Source organism: Roseovarius roseus (assembly GCF_043355935.2).
GTDB lineage: Bacteria > Pseudomonadota > Alphaproteobacteria > Rhodobacterales > Rhodobacteraceae > Roseovarius > Roseovarius roseus.
In genome coordinates this window covers 77,347-98,277 of record NZ_JBHFPE020000002.1, presented here as the reverse complement: position 1 = coordinate 98,277, position 20,931 = coordinate 77,347, and the positions used below count along the sequence as shown (strand labels likewise).

Sequence of the window (20,931 nt, the reverse complement as noted above, 5' to 3'; positions counted from 1 at the left end):
GTTCTTTTCAGACAACGCTTCCCTGCGTCATGCCGGGGTCTTGCGTCGCTTGAGTGCACAACACGGCGCATCGCGATCCGGTTCCGGTCAGCCAGATATTTTTTCGCGGCGTCGGGGGCCAACGTCGGGCGAACGGGCCGCGAAACGCTAAGGGGGGTGCGACAATTTTATTTGCCAAACGGCCCACTACAGCGTTGCCGGGCGCGGCCCGGCGGATTAAAACAGCCTTCAGCACACCGCGTGCGCACGGCAGTAAAAGTGCGTCCGGACTCATACCAGCAGGAGGCACCCAATGGCAGATGCAGCCATTCATGGCCAAGACCACCACGACGAACGAGGGTTCTTCACCCGGTGGTTCATGTCCACGAACCACAAGGATATCGGTATCCTTTACCTGATCACGTCGGCGATTGTCGGCCTGCTCTCGGTTCTTTTCACCGTCTATATGCGCCTCGAACTCATGGAGCCCGGCGTTCAGTACATGTGCCTCGAAGGCGCGCGCTTCATTGCCGATTCTGCCGCCACATGTACCCCGGACGGGCATCTGTGGAACGTGATGATCACGTATCACGGCGTCCTGATGATGTTCTTCGTGGTGATTCCCGCCCTTTTCGGCGGCTTCGGCAACTACCTGATGCCGCTGCAGATCGGGGCGCCCGACATGGCGTTCCCGCGGATGAACAACCTCAGCTACTGGATGTACGTGGCCGGGACCGCGCTGGGTGTCGCCTCGCTGCTCACACCGGGCGGCCTGGGCGGGGAGCTGGGCGCTGGTGTCGGCTGGGTTCTCTATCCACCGCTCTCGACCAACTCGCCGGGCATCTCGATGGACCTCGCGATCTTTGCCGTGCACGTGTCGGGCGCCAGCTCGATCCTGGGCGCGATCAACATGATCACGACATTCCTGAACATGCGCGCGCCGGGCATGACCCTCTTCAAGGTGCCGCTGTTCGCCTGGTCCATCTTCGTCACCGCGTGGTTGATCCTGCTGTCGCTGCCGGTGCTGGCGGGTGCGATCACGATGCTGCTGACGGACCGTAACTTCGGGACGACCTTCTTTGACCCCGCAGGTGGCGGCGATCCGATCCTCTACCAGCATATCCTGTGGTTCTTTGGCCATCCGGAAGTCTACATCATCATCCTGCCCGGTTTCGGCATCATCAGCCACGTCATCGCGACCTTCTCGCGCAAACCGATCTTCGGCTACCTGCCGATGGTCTGGGCGCTGATCGCCATTGGCGCGCTGGGCTTTGTCGTCTGGGCGCACCACATGTACACGGTGGGCATGTCGCTGACGCAGCAGTCCTACTTCATGCTGGCGACGATGGTCATCGCGGTCCCGACAGGGGTCAAGGTGTTCAGCTGGATCGCGACGATGTGGGGCGGCTCGATCGAGTTCAAGACCCCGATGCTCTGGGCGTTCGGCTTCCTCTTCCTCTTCACCGTGGGCGGCGTGACGGGCATCGTGCTCAGCCAGGCCGGGATCGACCGCGCGTATCACGACACCTATTATGTCGTCGCGCATTTCCACTACGTGATGAGCCTTGGCGCCGTCTTTGCCATCTTCGCGGGTATCTACTTCTACTTCCCCAAGATGACGGGCCGCATGTATCCCGAATGGGCCGGTCAGCTGCACTTCTACGCGATGTTCATCGGTGCGAACCTCACGTTCTTCCCGCAGCACTTCCTGGGCCGTCAGGGTATGCCCCGCCGCTATATCGACTACCCTGAGGCATTCGCGACCTGGAATTACTGGTCCTCGATCGGTGCATTCCTCAGCTTCGCCAGCTTCGTGTTCTTCTTCGTCGTGATCCTTTATGCGCTGTTCAAGGGCAAGAAGGCGACCGAGAAGAATCCCTGGAACGAATATGCCGACACGCTGGAATGGACCCTGCCCAGCCCGCCGCCCGAGCATACGTTCGAGCAGCTTCCCCAGCGGGAAGACTGGGACAAGGGCCACGCACACTAGGCGTCGCCGGATCACAGAACTGAAAAGGCCCCGGAGATATCCGGGGCCTTTCTCGTTTGCCCTTCCGAATGGGGTAAAAGGTAAACGGGAATTGACGATTCCGTAGAAACCTGAACAATAAGCGCTGATTGCACGGCGGCGGCCCCAAGACAGGATGGCGAATTGGAAGCTCTCAAGCACCCTCAGCAGGACAAACGGCTTGAGCTTTTGCAGAGCTACGAAATTCTGGACACCGACCGAGAGGCCGATTTCGACGACATCGCGCAGCTTGCCTCGCAAATTTGCGGCACGGCCATTTCGGTAGTCAACCTGATCGACGCCGATCGGCAATGGTTCAAGGCCGAGGTGGGCCTTGGCGTGCGCGAGACGCCCCTTGCCACCTCGATCTGTAGTCATGTCATCCTCGAGGACGATTTCGTCGAGATCCCCGACACGCTGAGCGATCCGCGCATGGTCGACAATCCGCTCTGCACCGGCACTCCGGGCCTGCGATTCTACGCGGGTGCCCTACTGAAATCAGATGATGGGTTGCCGCTGGGAACGCTCTGCGTACTGGATTACCAGCCGCGCGAACTGACCCCGCTGCAGCGCGATACCTTGCGCGTTCTGGCCCGGCAAGTGATGGCACAGCTTGACATGCGGCGCGCGCTGAACGGGAACAAGCTGCTGCGGCAGGAGGTCGATCACCGCGTCAAGAATTCGCTGCAATCGCTCTCCTCGCTGGTCTCGATCCAGGAGCGCCGCGCGGTTGGCAGCGAGGCACGCCGCGCACTGCGCACCGTGCGGTCGCGGATCGAGGCGGTCTCGCAACTGCATCGGCAGCTTTACCTGAACGACAACGGCTCGATCGTGGATCTACAGGCCTACCTGACCGAGCTGGTCGGGCATCTGGGTGCGATGGCACCGGTTGGCGTGACCCTGAATCTGGAGGCTAGCGTATGTCAGGCGCCGGCGGGTCAGGCAGTGGCCGTTGGTACGCTGGTCAACGAATTCGTCGCCAACTCCTTCAAGCACGCCTTCCCGAACGGCAAGAGAGGCAGAATTACCGTCCGTGCCGAGCCGGGCATTGCACCCGGCACCATGCGGGTTTCCTGCAGCGACACGGGCGTCGGCCTTCCGCCCGAGACGAACCCCGATGAGGGCGGCCTCGGCACCCTGATCGCGCAGGTCATCACCGCCGAGTTGAACACGGATCTGGAGGTGACATCGTCGCCCGAGGGCCTGAGGCTCGCGCTGGAATTCGTTGTCGACACTGTCCGGACATAGCGCGCCAATTCCGACGGACAGCAACAAAAAATCCAGCAAATTGATCGGTTAAAACCCGGTTCATAACTCGCTGCCGTATCGCCTCGCATCAACACCCCCGCGCGCGGGGAATCAGATGCCATCCTATACAATTGTGGACGTGAATGTCGCCACGCTCGGCCCCGGCGAAATTCGGGCGGGCGGGCGGTTTCAGGTCTCGGACGGGGAAATCTATGTCCTCGCCCCTTCGGTCGCGGATACTGTCGATTTCCCCTCGGCCAGTGACACTTCTGTCGAGTTTGAGCTGCGGATCAACAGCGCCAAGTTCAACGGCTTCGATATCAAGTTCGATGCCGGCCTGCCCCCGACCCTCACTATCGCCAATGACGCGGACCTCTCTGATGTCAAGATCAATGCCAAAAGCACCGATGGCCTCATTCTGGATGCGAGAGACGGCTTTCGCATAGGATCCTTCACCGGCTCATCCATGGGACCGAACACCATCACAATGGGGGATGAGTTTTCCACCGATGGCGCATTCAAGCTGGGCGGTGCCGAGAATATTCTCATCGTCGGCGATCGCGCGACCTTTATGAACCTCAACGTCGGCAAAGGCGCCTGCATCGGTGCGGGCGCAAGGGGCACGGGGCTACCGGCCCGCCCCTTGCGGGTACCCCACAGCATCGCATCTGCATCGCCTCACCCATTGCCGAGCGGATATTCGGCCAGCCCGAGATTTTCGTGCCCGCCAAGAAGCTGACGGCCCTCGGCGGCATCCGGCAGTGGGGCGAGGCGGTGGACGTGCAATACTACCACCTGCTTTTTGACGGCATAAAGTGATCTTTGCCAAAGGCCTGCCCTGCGAAAAGCGTGCGGCTTGGAGAACAAGCCATACTCGCCTTGGGCCCGCAGGCAATGGCCGATATCCACGCGTTGCAGGCGCGGCCGGGCATGCGGATCACCTCGGACGTTCTGGCGCGGCCCTGCCCTGCCCGTGGAACCCGGTGGCGCCGGTTGATCAAGCGGCAGATCAAGAACCGCAAGCCGCTGATCTGGCCGCCGGACTTGCCCGCGTATCGTGCGCTTGCCTGATAAGGCGGGTTCAGTACCCGCCCGGCTTGTGCCCGAAAAAGACCTTGGTCACTTCCTCGGTCACGTCCCATGTTACGTGGCTTCCATCACGCAGGAACAGGCTGTCGCCCGTGCGCAGCGCATGCACCTCGCCGGTGCCGTGGTCCGTCAACCGACAGCGCCCGGACAGGACCGTGATCAACTCGTCGCCCTGCTCGGTGCATTGAAAGGCGCCGGACGTGCACCGCCAGATGCCAAAGCGGGTGACATGCCCCGGCCCTCCCGCATCCAGCCGCCCGAAGGTGCGCGGCGCGCCCCGCAGGATGACGTACGCGCTGGCCGGATTGTCCAGCGGCCATTCCTCCAGCGGGCCGACATCGCAACCGGGCGCATAACTGATCATCCGGCGCGCCCCGCTACCGGCCCGCGCCCGTGGCTGCGGTCGTATCCGCTCAAGCACGGCGCGCTCCAGCCCTCCAACGCGCCGGGCGCGGGCGCAAAGGTCTCGACCAGCAAGGGGTAGCACGCGGCGCGGTCGCTGGAATGCTGGGCCGAGCAATCGCCACCAGGACAGGCGCTGAGCGCACCGATCAGATCGATCTCGGCAAAGAACTCCAGATGGTCGCCGGGGCGCACGGGGCTGGCCTTCATGAAATACTGCCCCGTATCGCGGGTAAATCCGGTGCACATGAAGACATTGAGCACGTCATGCACATGGCGCTCGGCGTCCATCAGGCTGAGCCCCGTCTCATCCGCCAAGGCGCGTGTCAGGTTGGAATGGCAACAATGGTGATACTGCCCGCCCGCCAGCAGATTATGCGTATAGGGATCGCAGCGCGTGCCGATCACGTCATGCACAGAGCCGCCAAAGCGGTCGATGCCATACCATTCCAGCGTATCGCTGAGGATCGTCGCCATCGGGCGCAGATAGGGCAAGCTGGACCACATGCGCTCGCCCCGCGTGATATGGGTGCCATGCAGCGCGCGCGTCTTGCCGGAATAGAACCGCTCGGTCAGATCGCCAGCATTCCAGAGGTTTAGATCGCCCACCTGCGGCCCGTCCACCGAAGTGATGCGAAAGAACTGACCGGCCCCGACGCGGAACGCCATGGCCTCGCGCGGAGGGACCAGAACCTCGCCGGTCTTGACGGCACCTGCGCGGGCGGCCTTGTAAAGCGCAAGGTCAGGCACGGGCAGCGTCTCGTTCGGATAGCAGATCACGGGCGCGGCGTCGCGGCGCGAATCGGCATCTTGTGGCTCTATCATCTGGGTCCTCCTGCGCGTTTAGGGTCCGGGCGTGTCGGCCAGGCAGATCTTGGGCGGCTTGCCGGTTTCTGTATAGGTCTCATGGCCGCATTGCAGACAGCGAAAATAACGCTGGCCGTCCCGGTCGCGCGTCCTGTCCTCGCGCCAGCGGCAGTTGCGGGTGCGCGCATTCGAGAATATCACGATCAGCACGAAGGCAAGCACCAGTCCGACAACGATAAACACCGGCGGCCTCCCTTGGTCACGTCGCCCCTTTCAGGGATAGCGCGGCACAATGCCCCGCTCAACCCGGCACGGCACCAATGATACCGGCGAATTGACGCTGAAAGGCACGAAACAGCCCCTTTAATCGCGCCCTGCGCCTCTCTATAAGGGCCAGATATCAGCGGCCCAGAGTCGCCCTTTTGTGTTTGCACCCAAAGACAGGACACCGCCTCTCATGTCCATACTGAGCAGAATTCCGGGGATGTTCACCTCGGACATGGCCATCGACCTCGGCACGGCGAATACGCTGGTCTACGTCAAGGGCCGCGGCATCATCCTGTCCGAGCCGTCGGTGGTTGCCTATCACGTCAAGGATGGCGTGCGGAAGGTGCTGGCCGTGGGCGAGGATGCCAAACTGATGCTGGGCCGCACGCCCGGCAGCATCGAGGCGATCCGCCCCATGCGCGAAGGCGTCATTGCGGATTTCGACACCGCCGAGGCGATGATCAAGCATTTCATCCGCAAGGTGCACAAGCGCACAACCTTCTCCAAGCCCAAGATCATCGTCTGCGTGCCCCATGGCGCGACGCCGGTTGAAAAACGTGCGATCCGCCAGTCGGTGCTGAGCGCCGGCGCACGCCGCGCCGGTCTGATCGCCGAGCCTATCGCGGCGGCCATCGGCGCGGGCATGCCCATCACCGATCCCACCGGCAACATGGTGGTCGATATCGGCGGCGGCACCACCGAGGTCGCGGTTCTCAGCCTTGGCGACATCGTCTATGCCCGCTCGGTCCGCGTCGGCGGTGACCGGATGGATGAGGCGATCATCAACTACCTTCGCCGTCAGCAGAACCTGCTGATCGGCGACGCCACGGCCGAGCGGATCAAGACCTCGATCGGCACCGCCCGCATGCCCGATGACGGGCGCGGTGAGACGATGCGCATCCGGGGCCGTGACCTGCTGAACGGCGTGCCCAAGGAGACCGAAATCAGCCAGGCCCAGGTGGCCGAGGCGCTGTCCGAGCCTGTGCAACAAATCTGCGAGGCGGTGATGACCGCGCTCGAAGCCACGCCGCCCGATCTGGCGGCGGATATCGTCGACCGGGGCGTCATGCTGACCGGGGGCGGCGCGCTGCTGGGCGATCTGGATCTTGCCCTGCGCGAGCAGACCGGCCTTGCGGTCAGCATCGCGGATGAGAGCCTGAACTGCGTGGCTCTTGGAACCGGCAAGGCGCTGGAATTCGAAAAACAGCTGCGTCACGCGATAGATTACGACAGCTGACGCGCCCGCGCCGCCCAGCCGCCCGCAAGATTGCGAGGCGGCACGGCGCGCTATAGCCTAGGGGCCGGGGCGCGGCCCCTCTCACCTCAGGGACCCCTTTTTGGCCAAGGATCGCAAAAACTCCGACGATTATGCCGGCCCGCTCAAGCGGCTGCTTCTGGGCGTCCTGATCGTGTGCCTGCTGGGTCTTTTCCTGCTGTGGCGGATCGACAGTCCGCGGGTCGAGCGGTTTCGTGCGGCGGTCATCGACAAGGTCGTTCCCAATCTGGACTGGGCGATGGCGCCGGTCACCGGCACCGTGAACCTCTTTCGCGATTTCCAAAGCTACCAGCGCATCTACAGCCAGAATCAGGAGCTGCGGCGCGAGTTGCAACAAATGCAGGCGTGGAAAGAGGCGGCGCTGCAGCTGGAGCAGGAGAACGCCCGCCTTCTGGACCTGAACAACGTGCGGCTGGACCCGCGCCTGACCTATGTCACCGGCGTCGTCACCGCCGATAGCGGCTCACCCTTTCGGCAATCTGTGCTGCTGAACGTGGGGGCGCGCGACGGGATCGTCGATGGATGGGCCGCGATGGATGGCCTTGGCCTTGTCGGGCGCATTTCCGGCGTGGGCGAGAATTCGTCGCGCGTGATCCTGCTGACCGACACGTCCAGCCGCATCCCCGTCACGGTGCAGCCCTCGGGGCAGCGTGCGCTGATTTTGGGAGATAATACCGTCGCGCCGCCCATCGACTTTCTGGAGGATGCAGCCAGCGTGCGCCCCGGCGACCGCGTGATCTCCTCGGGCGATGGTGGCGTCTTTCCCGCCGGTTTGCTGGTTGGCCGCGTCGCGCAGGATCCGGGCGGACGCCTGCGCCTGCGTCTGGCCGCCGATTACGAGCGGCTGGAGTTCTTGCGGGTGCTGCGCGATCACGGCGGCACGCGGATCGACGACACCGGCGATCTGATCGCGCCGGATGTGCCGCCGAGCGCGCCCGAAGCCTTGCCCGCCTCGCCGATCGCGGGCGCACCTGTGGCGGGCCCCGATGGCTGAGAATGCGCGCGCACATATCTGGGCGATGCGCGCCCTTTTCACCGCGCTTTGCGCGTTGGTCATCTTCTGGCGCGTGCTGCCCCTCAGCACCGTGCCCGCCGGATGGGCCGGCCCTGACATCATCACCGCGCTGGCCTTTGCCTGGGTGCTGCGCCGCCCGCAATTCGTGCCACCGCTATTGATCGCCTTGATCGTCTTGCTGACAGACCTGATGTTTCAACGCCCGCCCGGCCTTTGGGCCGCGCTGGTGGTGCTGGGCTGCGAGACTCTGAAGGCGCGCGCGCCCGGACTGCGGGACATGGGGTTTGGCCCCGAATGGCTGATGGTCGGGATCACGGCGCTGGGGATCACGCTGCTCTATCGGCTGAGCCTTGCCATTTTGCTGGTTCCGCAGGCACCATTGGGTCTCAGCCTGATGCAAATGGCGATGACGGTGCTATGTTATCCCTTGGTGGTCATGGTCTCGTCATTCCTTCTTGGGGTGCGCAAGGCAAGGCCCAGCGAAGGCGGAAGGGGGCGCATATGAAACGTCAGACGCGCGACACGGCAGTCAGTCAGCGGCGCATCACGCGCCGGGGCCTGATTCTGGGCGCGGGACAGGCCGGGTTCCTGGGCCTTCTGGCGTGGCGGATGCGGCATCTGCAGGTCGATCAGGCGGATCAGTTCCGCCTGCTGGCCGAGGAAAACCGCATCAAGATCCGCCTGATTCCCCCGGCGCGCGGCCAGATCTTCGACCGCAACGGCATTGTCGTGGCGGAAAACGTGCCCAGCTACCGCATCATGCTGGAGCGCGAGGAGGCGGGCGATGTCGAGGATACAATCGCGCGGCTGGGCCGTCTGATCCATCTCGACCCCGAAGAGCTGGAGCGCGCCCGTGAGGAGATGCGCCGCTCGCGCGTGCATCCCGTCACCATCGCCGACCGCATCAGCTGGGAAGAGCTGAGCCGCGTTGCCGTCAACGCCCCCGCCCTGCCCGGCGTGCGCCCCGAAGTGGGCCTGTCGCGCCGCTATCCGATGGAGCAGGAATACGCCCATGTGCTGGGCTATGTCGGCCCGGTCAGCGATTATGACCTTGGCAAGATCGAGGCGCCGGACCAACTGTTGCTGATCCCGCGGTTCCAGATCGGCAAAGTCGGGCTCGAGGCGATGCAGGAGGACCTCTTGCGCGGCAAGGCCGGAACCAAGCGGATCGAGCAGAACGCCGCCGGCCGCGTTATGCGCGAGCTGGACCGCCGCGAGGGCGAGCCGGGCCGCGACGTGCAGATCACCACCGACAGCAACCTGCAATCCTACATCCACGCGCGCCTCGCGGGCGAAAGCGCCGCCGCCGTGGTCATGGATTGCGAGAGCGGTGATATCCTCGCCACCGTCTCGACCCCCGGCTTTGACAGCAACCTTTTCGTGCGCGGCATTTCCGTCAGCGATTACAACGCGCTGCTGGAAAACAAGTATCGCCCCCTGCCCAACAAGGCCGTGCAGGGCATCTATCCGCCCGGTTCGACCTTCAAGATGGTCACGGCCCTCGCCGCGCTGGAGGATGGCAACGCCACCGCCGAGGATACGGTCTATTGCCCCGGCCATCTCGAGGTCAGCGGGCGCCGGTTTCACTGCTGGAAGCGCGCGGGCCATGGCAACATGGACCTCGCTAGCGCCCTGCGCGAAAGCTGCGACGTCTATTTCTACGAGATGGCCCTGCGCACCGGCATCGAGAAGATCAGCGCGATGGCGCGCCGCCTCGGCCTTGGCGTGGCGCATGATCTGCCGATGACCAGCGTGGCCGAGGGGCTGATCCCGACCAAGGAATGGAAGCGGTCGTCGCGCGGCGCCGAATGGGTGATCGGCGATAGCGTCAACTCGTCCATCGGGCAGGGGTTTGTGCTGACATCGCCGCTGCAACTGGCGGTGATGACCGCGCGGCTGGCCACCGGGCGCGCCGTGACGCCGCGCCTCATCAAATCCGTGGGCGGTGTCGAAACGCCGACCGGCCATGGCGATGACATGGGCATCAACGAGAACAACCTGCGCAACGTGCGCCGTGCGATGTATGACGTGTCCAACAACAAGCGCGGCACCGCTTACCGTAGCCGCATCGTGGCCGAGGGGATGCGCATGGCCGGCAAGACCGGCACCAGCCAGGTCCGCAACATTACCGCAGCCGAACGCGCGCAAGGCGTGGTCCGCAACGAGGATCTGCCGTGGGAACGGCGCGATCACGCACTCTTCGTGGACTTCGCGCCATTCGACAATCCCAAGGTCGCGGTCTGCGTCGTGGTCGAGCATGGCGGCGGCGGCTCGGCCGTGGCCGCGCCCATCGCCCGCGACATCACGCTGCAGGCGCTCTACAATGGCGATCCGCCGCTCGAGGCCTATCCCGCAGCCGACCGGGGCCGCATCGAGACGCAGCAGGAACAGCTTCGCAATGCCCGTCCGCATCACGGGCCAAAGTCGAGCGACCGCGCATGAGCTACCTTGAATACTCGGTCAAGAGCGTCCCGACGGGCCTGCGCAAGATCCTCTATGTCAACTGGCCGCTGGCCGTGCTGCTGGCGGCGGTGGCCTGCGTCGGCTTTTTGATGCTCTATTCCGTTGCCGGGGGCGCGCGGACCCCTTGGATGGATCCGCAGATGAAAAGGTTCGGCCTTGGCTTTGCCGCCATGCTGATCGCCGCCATGGTGCCGATCTGGTTCTGGCGCAACATCGCGGGGCTGGCCTATGCGGTGTCGCTGGCGCTGCTGGTGGCGGTCGAGTTCTTCGGCACAATCGGCATGGGCGCGCAGCGCTGGATCGATTTGGGCTTCATGCGGCTGCAACCCTCCGAGCTGATGAAGATCACGCTGGTTATGCTGCTGGCCGCCTATTACGACTGGTTGCCCCTGAACAAGACGTCACGCCCCCTCTGGGTGATCCTGCCCGTCGTGCTGATCCTGATCCCGGTCTATCTGGTGCTGAAACAGCCCGATCTTGGCACGTCGATTCTGCTGATCACGGCGGGCGCGGGCATGATGTTTCTGGCGGGCGTGCATTGGGCCTATTTCGCCGGGGTCATCGCCGCCGGGATCGGCCTTGTCACCGCCGTTTTCAAAAGCCGGGGCACCGATTGGCAATTGCTGGCCGATTACCAGTTTCGCCGGATCGACACTTTTCTGGATCCCAGCCAGGACCCCCTCGGCGCGGGATATCACATCACCCAGTCCAAGATCGCGCTCGGCTCGGGTGGCTGGACGGGGCGCGGCTTCATGCAGGGGACACAGTCGCGGCTGAACTTCCTGCCCGAGAAACATACCGACTTCATCTTTACCACGCTGGCCGAGGAATTCGGCTTTGTCGGGGCGATCTCGCTGCTGGGTCTTTACGCGCTCATCATCATGTTCTGCATCAGCACGGCGGTCACGAACCGCGACCGGTTCTCATCCCTGCTGACCTTGGGCATCGCGGCGACGTTCTTCCTCTTCTTCGCGGTCAACATGTCGATGGTCATGGGGCTGGCGCCGGTTGTGGGGGTGCCGTTGCCGCTGGTCAGCTATGGGGGATCTGCGATGTTGATCCTCATGCTGGGCTTCGGCATGGTCCAAAGCGCGCATGTCCACAAGCCGAGGTAGCACCACATGACCATCCAGATCCTCTTTGCCGCGCGGGAAGAACGCTGGCCACAATATGAGGGACCGCTGCGCAAGGCGCTGGCGGATGCAGGCATCACCGATTTCAACCTGTCGCGCGACATCGCGCCCGAGTTGGTGGATTACATCGTCGTCGCCCCGAACGGGCCGGTGCAGGATTTCACGCCCTACACCAACTGCAAGGCGGCGCTGAACCTCTGGGCCGGGGTCGAGAATATCATCGGCAACCCGACGCTGCACATGCCATTGGCCCGAATGGTCGATCATGGCCTCACGCGCGGAATGGTCGAGTGGGTGACGGGCCATGTGCTGCGCCATCACCTGGGCATGGACACGCATATCCTTGGGCAGGACGGCGAGTGGCGCAAGGACATCCCCCCGCTGGCCGAGCAGCGCGGTGTCACCATTCTGGGCCTTGGCGAGCTGGGGCGCGCCTGCGCCGATGCGTTGGCTTACCTGGGCTTTGACGTCACCGGGTGGAGCCGTTCGCCAAAAAACATCGACGGCATCCGATGCCTTGATGGCGAGGGCGGCCTGCGCAAGGCGCTCAGCACCGCCGAGATCCTTGTCCTGCTTCTGCCGAAAACGCCCGAGACGGAAAACCTGCTGAACGAGCAGCGCCTTGCGCTATTGCCGCGCGGGGCGGTCATCATCAATCCGGGACGCGGCCCGCTGATCGACGATCAGGCCCTGCTGGAGGCGCTGGATGCGGGGCGTGTCTCTCATGCCACGCTAGACGTATTCCGGGTGGAGCCGCTGCCGCCCGAGCATCCCTACTGGGCGCATCCGTCGGTCACCGTGACGCCGCATATCGCCTCCGAAACGCGGGACGAAACGGCCAGCCAAGTCATCGCCGAGAATGTCCGGCGCGGCGAGGCGGGCGAACCGTTCTTGCATCTGGTGGACCCGAAACTGGGCTACTAGGCCGCTATTTCAGCCGGGGTGGGCGTGACGGGTCGGACCCCGGAGCGGACCGTTCCAGCGGCGCAGAGGCGCGGGGCAGATCGAAGCGCAGGCCGACCTTTTCCAGCCGCACCGCCAACGCGCTTTCGGCTGTGGCAAAGCCGACATCCAGCGCGCCCGCCTCGATCCCCGAAAATGTCAGCGCCTCGGAAACCGCCCGCGTCAGCGCGCCCTCGGCGCCCGGTGCTGCGCCAATGAACATCAGCACATGGCCCGTGGCGCCACCTGCATAACGCGCACCGGCAAGGCAGGCATGGCTGGCCAGCCCCTCGGCGCGGGCCAGTTTGGCATCCAGCGCGCTCAGCAAGGCCTGCGGCACACCTTCGGGCGCGGTGACGGCTTCGGGACGCGCGTTCGCCTCGGCGCCGCCGCCCTGCCCCAGCGTCTCGGCCAGCCAGCCCAGCGCCTCAGGCGGCAAGAGGATGGACGAGGGCCCGGCATCGAGGTTGAGGCCCAGCCCCGCCCCGGCATCCGACAACATCTTGGCCAGTGTGCGCCCCGGCAGCATCGCATAGGGCGCAGCGCCCCCGGCAAACCCGGCCAGTCGCTCCTCGGTATCGAAGGCCAGCGCATAGCCGGTGCCCTCCAGATCGAAGGTCTGCGGGGTGACGTGATCACCCTCCGGCTCTTCGGTCAGCAGGACGAACAGCTGCGTGTCGGCGAGGCAGTGGTAGAAGGCAAGGCGCGGGGCGCCCCCCTCGGGCGCCGCCTCCATCGCGGCATGGGCGCGGTCCAGTGCGGTCTCAGTCATCTGTCATCACCTCTGCTACACGGGCGCGCAGGGCGGGCAGAACCTCGTCCTCGAACCACGGATTTTTCCTGAGCCACCCCGTATTGCGCCATGACGGGTGAGGCAACGCGAATGTCCCGGGCGCGCGGGCGCGCCAATCGGCTACCGTCTGCGTAACGCTGCCGCGCGTGCCCAGATGATAGTGCTGCGCATGGGCGCCGACCACCACCCGCAGCCGGATCGGCGCCAGCGCCTCCATCACCGTATCGTGCCACGTCTCGCGGCAAATGGGCGGCGGCGGCAGATCAGAGCCGCGCGCGTCATAGCCCGGAAAGCAGAACGCCATCGGGACGATCGCCACGCGGGAACGGTCATAGAAGACATCCCGGTTCAGCCCCAGCCACTCGCGCAGCCGGTCGCCCGACGCGTCATCGAAGGGCACGCCCGAGGCATGCACCCGTGCCCCCGGCGCCTGCCCCGCGATCAGCATGCGCGCGCCGGGGTCGAACCACGGCACGGGACGCGGGGCATGGCGCGTGGCCGTCGCGGCAAAGCGCTCGGCGCAGAGGCGGCATCTGGCGATCTGGCTGACAAGTGCGCTCATCGCCCGCAAATAATATGGCGCGGGCCCAAAATCCACCAGCCGCGCCAGATTGCCGCGTGGCTGCACCGAATTGTTTCCAATCGCGCATAAAAAGCTTATTCCGAAGAGGACATTTTTACCGTTTGGGCATAATTCTGCCTTGAATACCTGTATAAACCGATAGCCAAGACGCAAATCGGGATAGGGTCGAACCGGCCTTTCCCGGCACAGCCCCATTACAAGAGGGCGACCCTAGCAGTTTTTCGGAGCCTCCATGCTCGAGTTCGACAATGTCAGCAAGTCCTTCTGGACCGGCAGCCAGCGCAAGGTGATCCTGGAAAAGGTCAGCTTTCGCGTCGAATTGGGCCGTTCCATGGGTATTCTGGCGCCGAACGGCACCGGCAAGACGACCGTGATCAATATGATGGCCGGCCTTGAGAAGCCTGACGAGGGCGAGATCCGCCGTGGCTGCCGCATCAGCTTCCCCTTGGGGTTCATGGGCGGGGTGATCTCCAAGATTTCCGCGATGGAGAACAGCCGCTATATCGCGCGGCTCTATGGCCTCGATCCCGATTATGTCGAGGCGTTCTGCCGCTGGATGTGCAATCTGGGCGAATATTTCGACCAACCGCTGGGCACTTACAGCGCCGGGATGAAATCGCGTTTCAGCTTTGCCCTGATGCTGGCGCTGGACTTTGACATCTACCTGATCGACGAAGGCATGCCCAGTTCGACCGATGTCGAGTTCAACAAGAAAGCGGGCGAGATACTGCGCGAGCGGCTGGCGACTACCACCGTCGTAATCGTGTCGCACCAGCCCGCCGTGCTGGAGAAATTCGCAGCATCCGCGGCCGTCCTGATGGGCGGCCAGCTACATATGTTCGACACCTTGGAAGAGGCCAAGCAGCTTTATGACTACGAAACCCAAGGCTAGAAAATTCCGCATCCGACGCACGCCCCTCTCCGAGGAGGGCGGGGCACACGATGCATCCGGGCAATCGTCCGAGGCGCCGCATGACGATGTGGCCTCCGGTCACTCGGCGCCCGAGGATGCGCCCCGCTCGGGCGAGGTCTCCAGCGCGCGCGAGATGGGCAGCGCCACCAGCATAGACGAGATCCGCCGCGAGGGTCTGACCGGCCGGCAGCTGCGCATGGCGCGGCGCGTTGCACAAAAGCACGGCCTTGCCCCGACCTCGGATTTCGATGCCGTGCGCCTTCTGCGCGAGCGGGGGATCGACCCCTTCCAGCGCTCCAGCATCCTGGAGCTGGTAGCCAATGATCAGAATGAGGGCGATATCGGCGATCTGGTGCCCGCCAAGACCCGCGAGGTCGAGGCGCAGCGCGTTCAGCTGCCCCAGACGATGCCGCATCAGACAACACTGCCCTCGACACACCTCAGTCCTGCCGAGCGGCGCAGCGAGGAAATCAGCCGGATCCAGCGCGATATCGGCAAGCGGCGCCGGCGCAAGCTGCTGCTACTTTTCACGCGGCTGGCCGCCTTCGTGTTCCTGCCGACCCTGTTGGCGGGTTATTACTATTACGGCGTCGCGACGCCCATGTATTCGACCAAGTCCGAATTTCTGATCCTGTCGAATGACGGCGGCGGGGGCGGTAGTATGGGCGGGTTCAAACTGCCCAGCCAGTTCGCCACGGGGCAGGATGCCATCGCGACGCAATCCTACCTTCTGTCCAAGGACGCGATGCTGCGCCTCGATCGCGATGTCGGCTTTCGCGAGCATTTCAGCCAGCCTTGGATCGACCCCATTCAGCGGCTCGACGCCGATGCGAGCAATGAAGAGGCCTACAAGCTCTACAAGAAATACATGAAGATCGGCTACGATCCGACCGAAGGCGTGCTGCGCATGGAGGTCTCTACCGCCGATCCCGAGGTCAGCGCCGAGTTCTCGGAGAAGCTGATCGCCTATGCCGAAGAGCGTGTCGACGATCTGTCCAAGCGCAAACGCGAGGACGCGCTCGAGTCCTCGACCGAGAGCCTCGAGCAGGCCAAGGAGGACCGCCGCGAGGCGCAGCGCCAGCTGGTCGCGATGCAGGAAGGCACCGTCCTCGACCCCGAGGGCGAGATCGCCAATATTCGCCAGCTGATTGGCAATGTCGAATTGCAGCTGCAGGAAAAACAGCTGGCACTGAACACGCAGTTGAATAATGCGCGCCCCAACGAGGCGCGTGTCGAGGCGCTGACCAGCGAGATCAAGGTCTTGCAAACCGAATTGAACAAGCAGCGCGCCCGCCTGACCGACGCGACCGAAGAGAACGCGTCGCTCGCCTCGCAGACAGCCGACATCCAGATGGCGCAGGCCGATCTGCTGACCGCCGACATGGTGCTGCAAGGTGCGCTGGAAGCGCAGCGGATGAGCGCGAGCGAGGCCAACAAGCAGGTGCGCTACCTCACCGTCAGCGTGCGGCCCGTCGCGTCGCAGGATGCCTCATATCCGCGCGCCTTCGAGAACACGATCCTGGCATTCCTGGTCTTTGCGGGCATCTACCTGATGATCTCGCTGACGGCGTCGATCCTGCGTGAACAGGTGTCATCCTGATTTGAAATTGTCGCGCGCTTCTGTCATCTGACGCATCGCGCAACCCCGCCGCGCATGCGCCCAAGCCAAAGAGAGTATCGCACCCGTGAAAACGCCCGCCCAGACCGTCACGCCGAACACGTGGGAATTCCTGCGCGATGCCATGATCACGCCCACGGGCTTTCGTGAATACGATGCCCGCTGGAAATATCCCGAGGAAATCAACCTGCCCGGCATCACCGCCCTGGGCCTTGGCCTTGGCACCCAGATGATCGCGCGCGGGATCGAGCCTGTGATCGCCGTCGGCAACGACTATCGCGACTATTCGCTCGGCATCAAGAACGCGCTGATGCTGGGTCTGATGCAGGCCGGAATCAAGGTGCTGGATATCGGCCCGGCGCTGAGTCCGATGGCCTATTTCGCGCAGTTCCATCTGGATGCGCCCGCCGTCGCGATGGTGACGGCCTCGCACAACCCGAATGGCTGGACGGGCGTTAAAATGGGCTTTGAGCGGCCCCTCACCCACGGCCCCGATGAGATGTCCGAATTGAAATCCATCGTACTGGAAGGGCGCGGAAAGGCGCGCCCCGGAGGCAGCTACGAGTTCGTGGAGGGCGTGCGCGAGGCCTATCTTGATGACCTCGTCGGCGATTTCCGCATGACACGCCCGCTCAAGGTGGTCTGCGCCACGGGCAACGGCACCGCGTCGGCCTTTGCGCCCGAGATCTTCGCGCGCATGGGGGTCGAGGTCGTGCCGTCGCATAACGAGCTCGACTACACATTCCCCCACTACAACCCGAACCCCGAGGCGATGGAGATGCTGCACGACATGGCCGATACGGTGCGTGCCTCCGGCGCCGATTTCGCGCTGGGGTTCGATGGGGATGGCGATCGCTGCGGCGTCGTGGACAACGAGGGCGAAGAGATTTTCGCCGACAAGATGGGCGTCATCATGGCCCGCGATTTTGCACGGCTTTATCCGGGCAGCACCTTTGTGGCGGACGTGAAATCCACCGGGCTTTTCGCCTCGGACCCCGAACTCCTGGCCCATGGCGCCAAGGCGGATTACTGGAAGACTGGCCACAGCCACATGAAGCGCCGCGTCAAGGAAATTGGCGCGCTCGCCGGGTTCGAGAAATCGGGCCATTACTTCCTCGCCGAGCCTGTCGGGCGCGGGTACGATTGCGGCCTGCGCGTTGCGGTCGAGATCTGCAAGCTGATGGACCGCAATGCGGATAAGTCCATGGCCAACCTGCGCCGCGCCCTGCCCGTCACATGGTCGACGCCCACCATGTCGCCCTATTGCAGCGATCTGGAAAAATACGACGTGCTGGATCGCCTGGTTGCGAAACTGGTCGCACATCATGAGGCGGGGATGCCGCTGGCCGGGCGCAAGATCGCGCAGGTCGTCACGGTGAACGGCGCGCGGGTCATCCTGGATAACGGAAGCTGGGGCCTTGTGCGCGCCTCGTCCAACACGCCCAATCTGGTGGTCGTCTGCGAAAGCAGCGAGAGCGAGGCCGAGATGCGCGCCATTTTCGCCGATATCGACGCCGTCATCCGCACCGAGCCGTCGGTCGGGGAGTATGACCAGACGATCTGAAACGGCATGAGGGGCGTCCATCCGGCGCCCCTTTCGCTGGCCCCTGCCGCGCCGCCGCTATAGGGTCGCGCGCATGACAGAATTGCCCCAGACCACCGTCACCTATTCCGCCGACCAGGCCGAGGCGCATGACCGCATCGCCGAGGCGCTGCGCGCTGCCGGTGTCGACCTGGACAACGGCACCACCACGCCCCCGCGTGAGGGCAAGGACAGCGTGATGGCCGTGATCGGCAAGGCCGGATCGGGCAAGACGCTGCTTCTGGCCGCGCTCTATCATGCGCTGGAGGAGGCGGGCGTCGATATCGTTTCGGGCGATTACGAGGGCAAGAAACGCAAGGACCGCCGCACGCTGGCTATCCTTGCCCCCACGAACAAGGCGGCCTCCGTGCTGCGGATGCGCGGCGTGCCCGCGACGACGATCCACCGCATTCTCTATACGCCCGTCTACGACCCGGAATACGAAAAGATCGCCGAATGGCTGGCTGGCAATGGCGAGCGCCCCGAAGTCGAGGAGATGTCCGAGACCGCGCTGGACCGCGCCTTTGCCTTCTATCAGACCAACAAGTCGATCCCCGGCGCGCTGGCCGCCGCGGGCCTCAAGGGCAGCGACTTCATCACTGGCTGGAAGCGCCGCGAGGAGCCGTTGGATATCGGCTTCATCGACGAGGCGTCGATGCTGGACACGCGCCAGATGGACGACCTCAAAGAGATTTTCCCCACGCTGCTGCTGTTTGGCGACCCCGCGCAGCTGGCGCCCGTCAACAGCACCGGCGGCATGGTGTTTGAGGCGCTACCGGAAAAGTCCAAACTGGAACTGCACCGCATCCACCGGCAAGATGCCGACAATCCCATTCTCGATCTGGCCCACGCACTGGCCGACCCCGCGCTCGAGTTCCACGATTTCGAGCGGATGATCAAGGAGGCTGCCAAGCGCGACGACCGTGTGCAATGGGCGCAGCGCGTCGAGGTCGACCTGATGGCGCGCAGCCCGGTTTTGGTCTGGCGCAACGCCACGCGCATCCGCCTGATCAATGCCTTCCGAAATGTCCATGACGCACCGCTCGACGCGCTGCTTGAAGGCGAGCCCCTCATCTGCGACGGGATCGAACTGCCGCTCAAGCACCGCAAGAAGCGCCTCGATCTGGAGGCGCGCGGCCTGATCAAGGGCGCGCAGGTGATTTACCTCGGGCCGGGCCGCCGCCCCGGTTTCTCGCGCCTCCATGTCATAGGCGCCGAGGATCCGCAGCTGAGCGCCGCCAGCATCGTCAAGATCGAGAAGCCGGACGAGGAAGAGCCGTTCATTCCCTTCGCCGCCAATATGGGCGCGACCTTCCTGCACGGCGCGGCGGTCACGATCCACAAGGCGCAGGGCAGCCAGTGGAAGGACGTGCAGGTCTTTGCCCCTGACCTCTATGCCGCCGCCCGGATGGGCCGCAGCGAGGCGGGCCAGCCCCTGTGGAAGCGTCTTGCCTATGTGGCCATCACCCGCGCCGAAGAGCGTCTGCACTGGGTGGTCCGCAATCGCCTGTCCAAGCCCGAGCACGCGCTGCGCATCGACGATCTGCGCACCAAGCCGGTTCCCCTGACGCTGGAAGCGGATGCAGGCGACTGACACTGACACGCGTTTTGATCACGGCGCCAAACGCGTTTAGACTCCGAACAGGACCGATCATCTGGGAGGATAGAGTCATGAGAGTCGTCTTTTTAGCCATTGCCATGAGTTTGGCCGGAGGCGCCGCGGCGGCGCAAAGCCCGGTGGGCATAACGAAGTCCATGCCGTCGGTTACCGTGCAGACCGATACCGGCCCCGTCACGATCGAGCGCATTCAGGATACCGCGCATGAAATCAGCGGCGAATGGGCGCTGACCTCGCGTCCCTGCCCTGAATTCTGCATTCAGCCGCAAAGCGCGGCCGAGGGCGTAGAGACAATTGGCGAGCTGGAACTCCTGGAGCTGCTGCAGGACCCTGAGGCTGTCGTGGTCGATAGCCGCACCCGTGACTGGTTTGACGGCGGAACGATCCCCGGCGCAATCAACATCCCCTACACCTACATCGTGGACGAGTTGGCACGGCTGGGCTGCGAGCCGGATTTCGATGGCTGGGACTGTCAGGAGGCCAAGCCCGTCGCCCTCTTCTGCAACGGGCTGTGGTGCGGCCAGTCGCCCACCGCGATCCGCAACATGATCGAGGAAGGGTATCCCGCCGACCGCATCTTCTACTACCGCGGCGGGATGCAGACCTGGCGGCTGTTGGGGCTGACGGTGACCGGCAGCGACTGAACGCGGATCAGCGGGCGAGCGACACGGCTGAGGTCAGGCAATCTCGGCCGCAGTCGCGGTTCGCGCCCATGCGCTCAGCGCCGCCCCCTCGGGAGGAAGCTGGACGGCCATCCCCGCGGCGAAGGCCTCGAACCCCGCGCGGTTAAGCTCATTGAGGCCGACAAGAACGGGCACGTCCAGTTCGACCGCCTGCGCGATCACCTCGCGAAAGCCGCGGCCGTCGGCCTCTTGCTTGCCAAACTTGTTGATGATCAGCAGATCAGCCCCGGATGACAGCCGCGCCCCGACCAGCCCCACCGCCGTTTCCAGCGCGGCGGGGTCCAGGCGGCATCCGCGCGCCGAGGGGCCAAGATCCTGACTGATGCGCAGGATGGGGCCATCCGGCAAGACCCGTATATCCATATCGCAAGGACCTGAATAACAGCGCTCGGTGTTGATTTGGACGGTGCCGCAGCACCGCACGCCCTGCGCGGCGAGGTCATTGGCCAATCGCTCGAGGATCAGGTCCGTATCACCGCGTCCCGGCGCCATCGTGTAGGCTAGCATCATGA

22 protein-coding genes are annotated in these 20,931 nt (G+C 64.2%); 16 read left to right on the top strand and 6 right to left on the bottom strand.

Features of this window, described 5'->3' with window-relative positions:
* The first annotated feature begins 292 nt into the window (after positions 1–292).
* The 5 genes from ctaD to ACEWPL_RS04315 all read left to right on the top strand — a co-directional run bounded on the left by ctaD (position 293) and on the right by ACEWPL_RS04315 (position 4,306).
* The gene (gene ctaD, locus ACEWPL_RS04335; RefSeq protein WP_393933580.1) at positions 293–1,969 is read left to right on the top strand and encodes a cytochrome c oxidase subunit I; all 1,677 of its coding nucleotides are present in this window, start codon (positions 293–295) and stop codon (positions 1,967–1,969) included.
* 162 nt (positions 1,970–2,131) lie between these two features.
* Entirely contained in the window at positions 2,132–3,235 is a 1,104-nt protein-coding gene (locus ACEWPL_RS04330; protein WP_393933578.1) for a sensor histidine kinase, read from the top strand.
* Positions 3,236–3,350: 115 nt separating this feature from the next.
* Positions 3,351–3,974 (top strand): hypothetical protein, encoded by a 624-nt coding sequence (locus tag ACEWPL_RS04325; RefSeq protein ID WP_393933576.1) that lies wholly within the window; start codon positions 3,351–3,353, stop codon positions 3,972–3,974.
* On the top strand, positions 3,902–4,054 hold the full coding sequence (locus ACEWPL_RS04320; protein ID WP_393934176.1) for a Hint domain-containing protein: 153 nt from the start codon (positions 3,902–3,904) through the stop codon (positions 4,052–4,054). Before ACEWPL_RS04325 ends, ACEWPL_RS04320 begins: the two co-directional genes overlap by 73 nt.
* Positions 4,055–4,129: 75 nt before the next feature.
* On the top strand, positions 4,130–4,306 hold the full coding sequence (locus ACEWPL_RS04315) for a hypothetical protein (RefSeq protein WP_393933574.1): 177 nt from the start codon (positions 4,130–4,132) through the stop codon (positions 4,304–4,306).
* 10 nt (positions 4,307–4,316) lie between these two features.
* Here the strand turns inward: ACEWPL_RS04315 and ACEWPL_RS04310 are convergent, their stop codons facing one another.
* Genes ACEWPL_RS04310 through ACEWPL_RS04300 form a run of 3 tightly spaced genes read right to left on the bottom strand, consistent with a single transcriptional unit; the run spans position 4,317 to position 5,776 of the window.
* The gene (locus tag ACEWPL_RS04310; RefSeq protein WP_393933572.1) at positions 4,317–4,688 is read right to left on the bottom strand and encodes a cupin domain-containing protein; all 372 of its coding nucleotides are present in this window, start codon (positions 4,686–4,688) and stop codon (positions 4,317–4,319) included.
* Positions 4,685–5,551, bottom strand: coding sequence for an urea carboxylase-associated family protein (locus tag ACEWPL_RS04305; protein WP_393933570.1), 867 nt, complete (start codon positions 5,549–5,551; stop codon positions 4,685–4,687). Before ACEWPL_RS04305 ends, ACEWPL_RS04310 begins: the two co-directional genes overlap by 4 nt.
* 18 nt (positions 5,552–5,569) lie before the next feature.
* A complete protein-coding gene (locus ACEWPL_RS04300; RefSeq protein ID WP_393933568.1) occupies positions 5,570–5,776 on the bottom strand; it encodes a hypothetical protein in 207 nt (68 codons plus the stop codon).
* A 214-nt stretch (positions 5,777–5,990) separates the two neighbouring features.
* Between ACEWPL_RS04300 and ACEWPL_RS04295 the strand changes: the two genes are divergently transcribed.
* The 6 genes from ACEWPL_RS04295 (at position 5,991) to ACEWPL_RS04270 (ending at position 12,611) form a co-directional block, all read left to right on the top strand.
* Positions 5,991–7,037, top strand: coding sequence for a rod shape-determining protein (locus ACEWPL_RS04295; protein WP_393933566.1), 1,047 nt, complete (start codon positions 5,991–5,993; stop codon positions 7,035–7,037).
* Between the two features lie 100 nt (positions 7,038–7,137).
* Positions 7,138–8,070 (top strand): rod shape-determining protein MreC, encoded by a 933-nt coding sequence (gene mreC / locus ACEWPL_RS04290; RefSeq protein WP_393933564.1) that lies wholly within the window; start codon positions 7,138–7,140, stop codon positions 8,068–8,070.
* Positions 8,063–8,596 carry a rod shape-determining protein MreD gene (locus ACEWPL_RS04285; protein WP_393933562.1) on the top strand — a complete coding sequence of 178 codons (534 nt, stop codon included), beginning with the start codon at positions 8,063–8,065 and terminating at the stop codon, positions 8,594–8,596. Before mreC ends, ACEWPL_RS04285 begins: the two co-directional genes overlap by 8 nt.
* Positions 8,593–10,533 carry a penicillin-binding protein 2 gene (mrdA, locus tag ACEWPL_RS04280; RefSeq protein ID WP_393933560.1) on the top strand — a complete coding sequence of 647 codons (1,941 nt, stop codon included), beginning with the start codon at positions 8,593–8,595 and terminating at the stop codon, positions 10,531–10,533. The genes ACEWPL_RS04285 and mrdA overlap by 4 nt, the downstream gene beginning before the upstream one ends.
* Positions 10,530–11,669 (top strand): rod shape-determining protein RodA, encoded by a 1,140-nt coding sequence (rodA, locus tag ACEWPL_RS04275; protein WP_393933558.1) that lies wholly within the window; start codon positions 10,530–10,532, stop codon positions 11,667–11,669. The genes mrdA and rodA overlap by 4 nt, the downstream gene beginning before the upstream one ends.
* A gap of 6 nt (positions 11,670–11,675) precedes the next feature.
* Complete coding sequence (locus tag ACEWPL_RS04270; protein ID WP_393933556.1) at positions 11,676–12,611, top strand: 2-hydroxyacid dehydrogenase; 936 nt, start codon at positions 11,676–11,678, stop codon at positions 12,609–12,611.
* Between the two features lie 4 nt (positions 12,612–12,615).
* On the opposite strand, the gene ACEWPL_RS04265 is transcribed toward ACEWPL_RS04270, so the two are convergent.
* Complete coding sequence (locus ACEWPL_RS04265; RefSeq protein WP_393933555.1) at positions 12,616–13,401, bottom strand: SseB family protein; 786 nt, start codon at positions 13,399–13,401, stop codon at positions 12,616–12,618.
* Complete coding sequence (locus ACEWPL_RS04260; protein WP_393933553.1) at positions 13,394–13,984, bottom strand: uracil-DNA glycosylase family protein; 591 nt, start codon at positions 13,982–13,984, stop codon at positions 13,394–13,396. Before ACEWPL_RS04260 ends, ACEWPL_RS04265 begins: the two co-directional genes overlap by 8 nt.
* A 253-nt stretch (positions 13,985–14,237) precedes the next feature.
* On the opposite strand from ACEWPL_RS04260, the gene ACEWPL_RS04255 reads away from it, so the two are divergent.
* The 5 genes from ACEWPL_RS04255 (at position 14,238) to ACEWPL_RS04235 (ending at position 20,380) form a co-directional block, all read left to right on the top strand.
* Positions 14,238–14,897 (top strand): ABC transporter ATP-binding protein, encoded by a 660-nt coding sequence (locus tag ACEWPL_RS04255; RefSeq protein ID WP_393933551.1) that lies wholly within the window; start codon positions 14,238–14,240, stop codon positions 14,895–14,897.
* Entirely contained in the window at positions 14,875–16,518 is a 1,644-nt protein-coding gene (locus ACEWPL_RS04250) for a KpsE/RkpR family capsule polysaccharide export protein (RefSeq protein WP_393933549.1), read from the top strand. The genes ACEWPL_RS04255 and ACEWPL_RS04250 overlap by 23 nt, the downstream gene beginning before the upstream one ends.
* A 142-nt stretch (positions 16,519–16,660) precedes the next feature.
* Complete coding sequence (locus ACEWPL_RS04245; RefSeq protein ID WP_393934175.1) at positions 16,661–18,100, top strand: phosphomannomutase/phosphoglucomutase; 1,440 nt, start codon at positions 16,661–16,663, stop codon at positions 18,098–18,100.
* A 73-nt stretch (positions 18,101–18,173) separates the two neighbouring features.
* Complete coding sequence (locus tag ACEWPL_RS04240) at positions 18,174–19,712, top strand: ATP-dependent DNA helicase (protein WP_393933547.1); 1,539 nt, start codon at positions 18,174–18,176, stop codon at positions 19,710–19,712.
* Between the two features lie 77 nt (positions 19,713–19,789).
* Entirely contained in the window at positions 19,790–20,380 is a 591-nt protein-coding gene (locus ACEWPL_RS04235; RefSeq protein WP_393933545.1) for a rhodanese-like domain-containing protein, read from the top strand.
* Positions 20,381–20,413: 33 nt separating this feature from the next.
* Here ACEWPL_RS04235 and ACEWPL_RS04230 read toward each other — a convergent pair whose 3' ends face one another.
* A complete protein-coding gene (locus ACEWPL_RS04230) occupies positions 20,414–20,929 on the bottom strand; it encodes a DUF2478 domain-containing protein (RefSeq protein WP_393933543.1) in 516 nt (171 codons plus the stop codon).
* Positions 20,930–20,931: the final 2 nt, after the last annotated feature.

What these genes read in the sequence shown, in the direction of transcription:
- ACEWPL_RS04255 (WP_393933551.1), top strand. Translation starts at nt 14,238, where the DNA reads ATGCTCGAGTTCGACAATGTCAGCAAGTCCTTCTGGACCGGCAGCCAG.
- ACEWPL_RS04230 (WP_393933543.1), bottom strand. Translation starts at nt 20,929, where the DNA reads ATGATGCTAGCCTACACGATGGCGCCGGGACGCGGTGATACGGACCTG.
- ACEWPL_RS04235 (WP_393933545.1), top strand. Translation starts at nt 19,790, where the DNA reads ATGAGAGTCGTCTTTTTAGCCATTGCCATGAGTTTGGCCGGAGGCGCC.
- ACEWPL_RS04295 (WP_393933566.1), top strand. Translation starts at nt 5,991, where the DNA reads ATGTCCATACTGAGCAGAATTCCGGGGATGTTCACCTCGGACATGGCC.
- ACEWPL_RS04260 (WP_393933553.1), bottom strand. Translation starts at nt 13,984, where the DNA reads ATGAGCGCACTTGTCAGCCAGATCGCCAGATGCCGCCTCTGCGCCGAG.
- ACEWPL_RS04245 (WP_393934175.1), top strand. Translation starts at nt 16,661, where the DNA reads ATGATCACGCCCACGGGCTTTCGTGAATACGATGCCCGCTGGAAATAT.
- ACEWPL_RS04285 (WP_393933562.1), top strand. Translation starts at nt 8,063, where the DNA reads ATGGCTGAGAATGCGCGCGCACATATCTGGGCGATGCGCGCCCTTTTC.
- ACEWPL_RS04270 (WP_393933556.1), top strand. Translation starts at nt 11,676, where the DNA reads ATGACCATCCAGATCCTCTTTGCCGCGCGGGAAGAACGCTGGCCACAA.
- mrdA (WP_393933560.1), top strand. Translation starts at nt 8,593, where the DNA reads ATGAAACGTCAGACGCGCGACACGGCAGTCAGTCAGCGGCGCATCACG.
- ACEWPL_RS04265 (WP_393933555.1), bottom strand. Translation starts at nt 13,401, where the DNA reads ATGACTGAGACCGCACTGGACCGCGCCCATGCCGCGATGGAGGCGGCG.
- ACEWPL_RS04325 (WP_393933576.1), top strand. Translation starts at nt 3,351, where the DNA reads ATGCCATCCTATACAATTGTGGACGTGAATGTCGCCACGCTCGGCCCC.
- ACEWPL_RS04250 (WP_393933549.1), top strand. Translation starts at nt 14,875, where the DNA reads ATGACTACGAAACCCAAGGCTAGAAAATTCCGCATCCGACGCACGCCC.
- ACEWPL_RS04240 (WP_393933547.1), top strand. Translation starts at nt 18,174, where the DNA reads ATGACAGAATTGCCCCAGACCACCGTCACCTATTCCGCCGACCAGGCC.
- ctaD (WP_393933580.1), top strand. Translation starts at nt 293, where the DNA reads ATGGCAGATGCAGCCATTCATGGCCAAGACCACCACGACGAACGAGGG.
- rodA (WP_393933558.1), top strand. Translation starts at nt 10,530, where the DNA reads ATGAGCTACCTTGAATACTCGGTCAAGAGCGTCCCGACGGGCCTGCGC.
- ACEWPL_RS04315 (WP_393933574.1), top strand. Translation starts at nt 4,130, where the DNA reads ATGGCCGATATCCACGCGTTGCAGGCGCGGCCGGGCATGCGGATCACC.
- ACEWPL_RS04305 (WP_393933570.1), bottom strand. Translation starts at nt 5,551, where the DNA reads ATGATAGAGCCACAAGATGCCGATTCGCGCCGCGACGCCGCGCCCGTG.
- ACEWPL_RS04310 (WP_393933572.1), bottom strand. Translation starts at nt 4,688, where the DNA reads ATGATCAGTTATGCGCCCGGTTGCGATGTCGGCCCGCTGGAGGAATGG.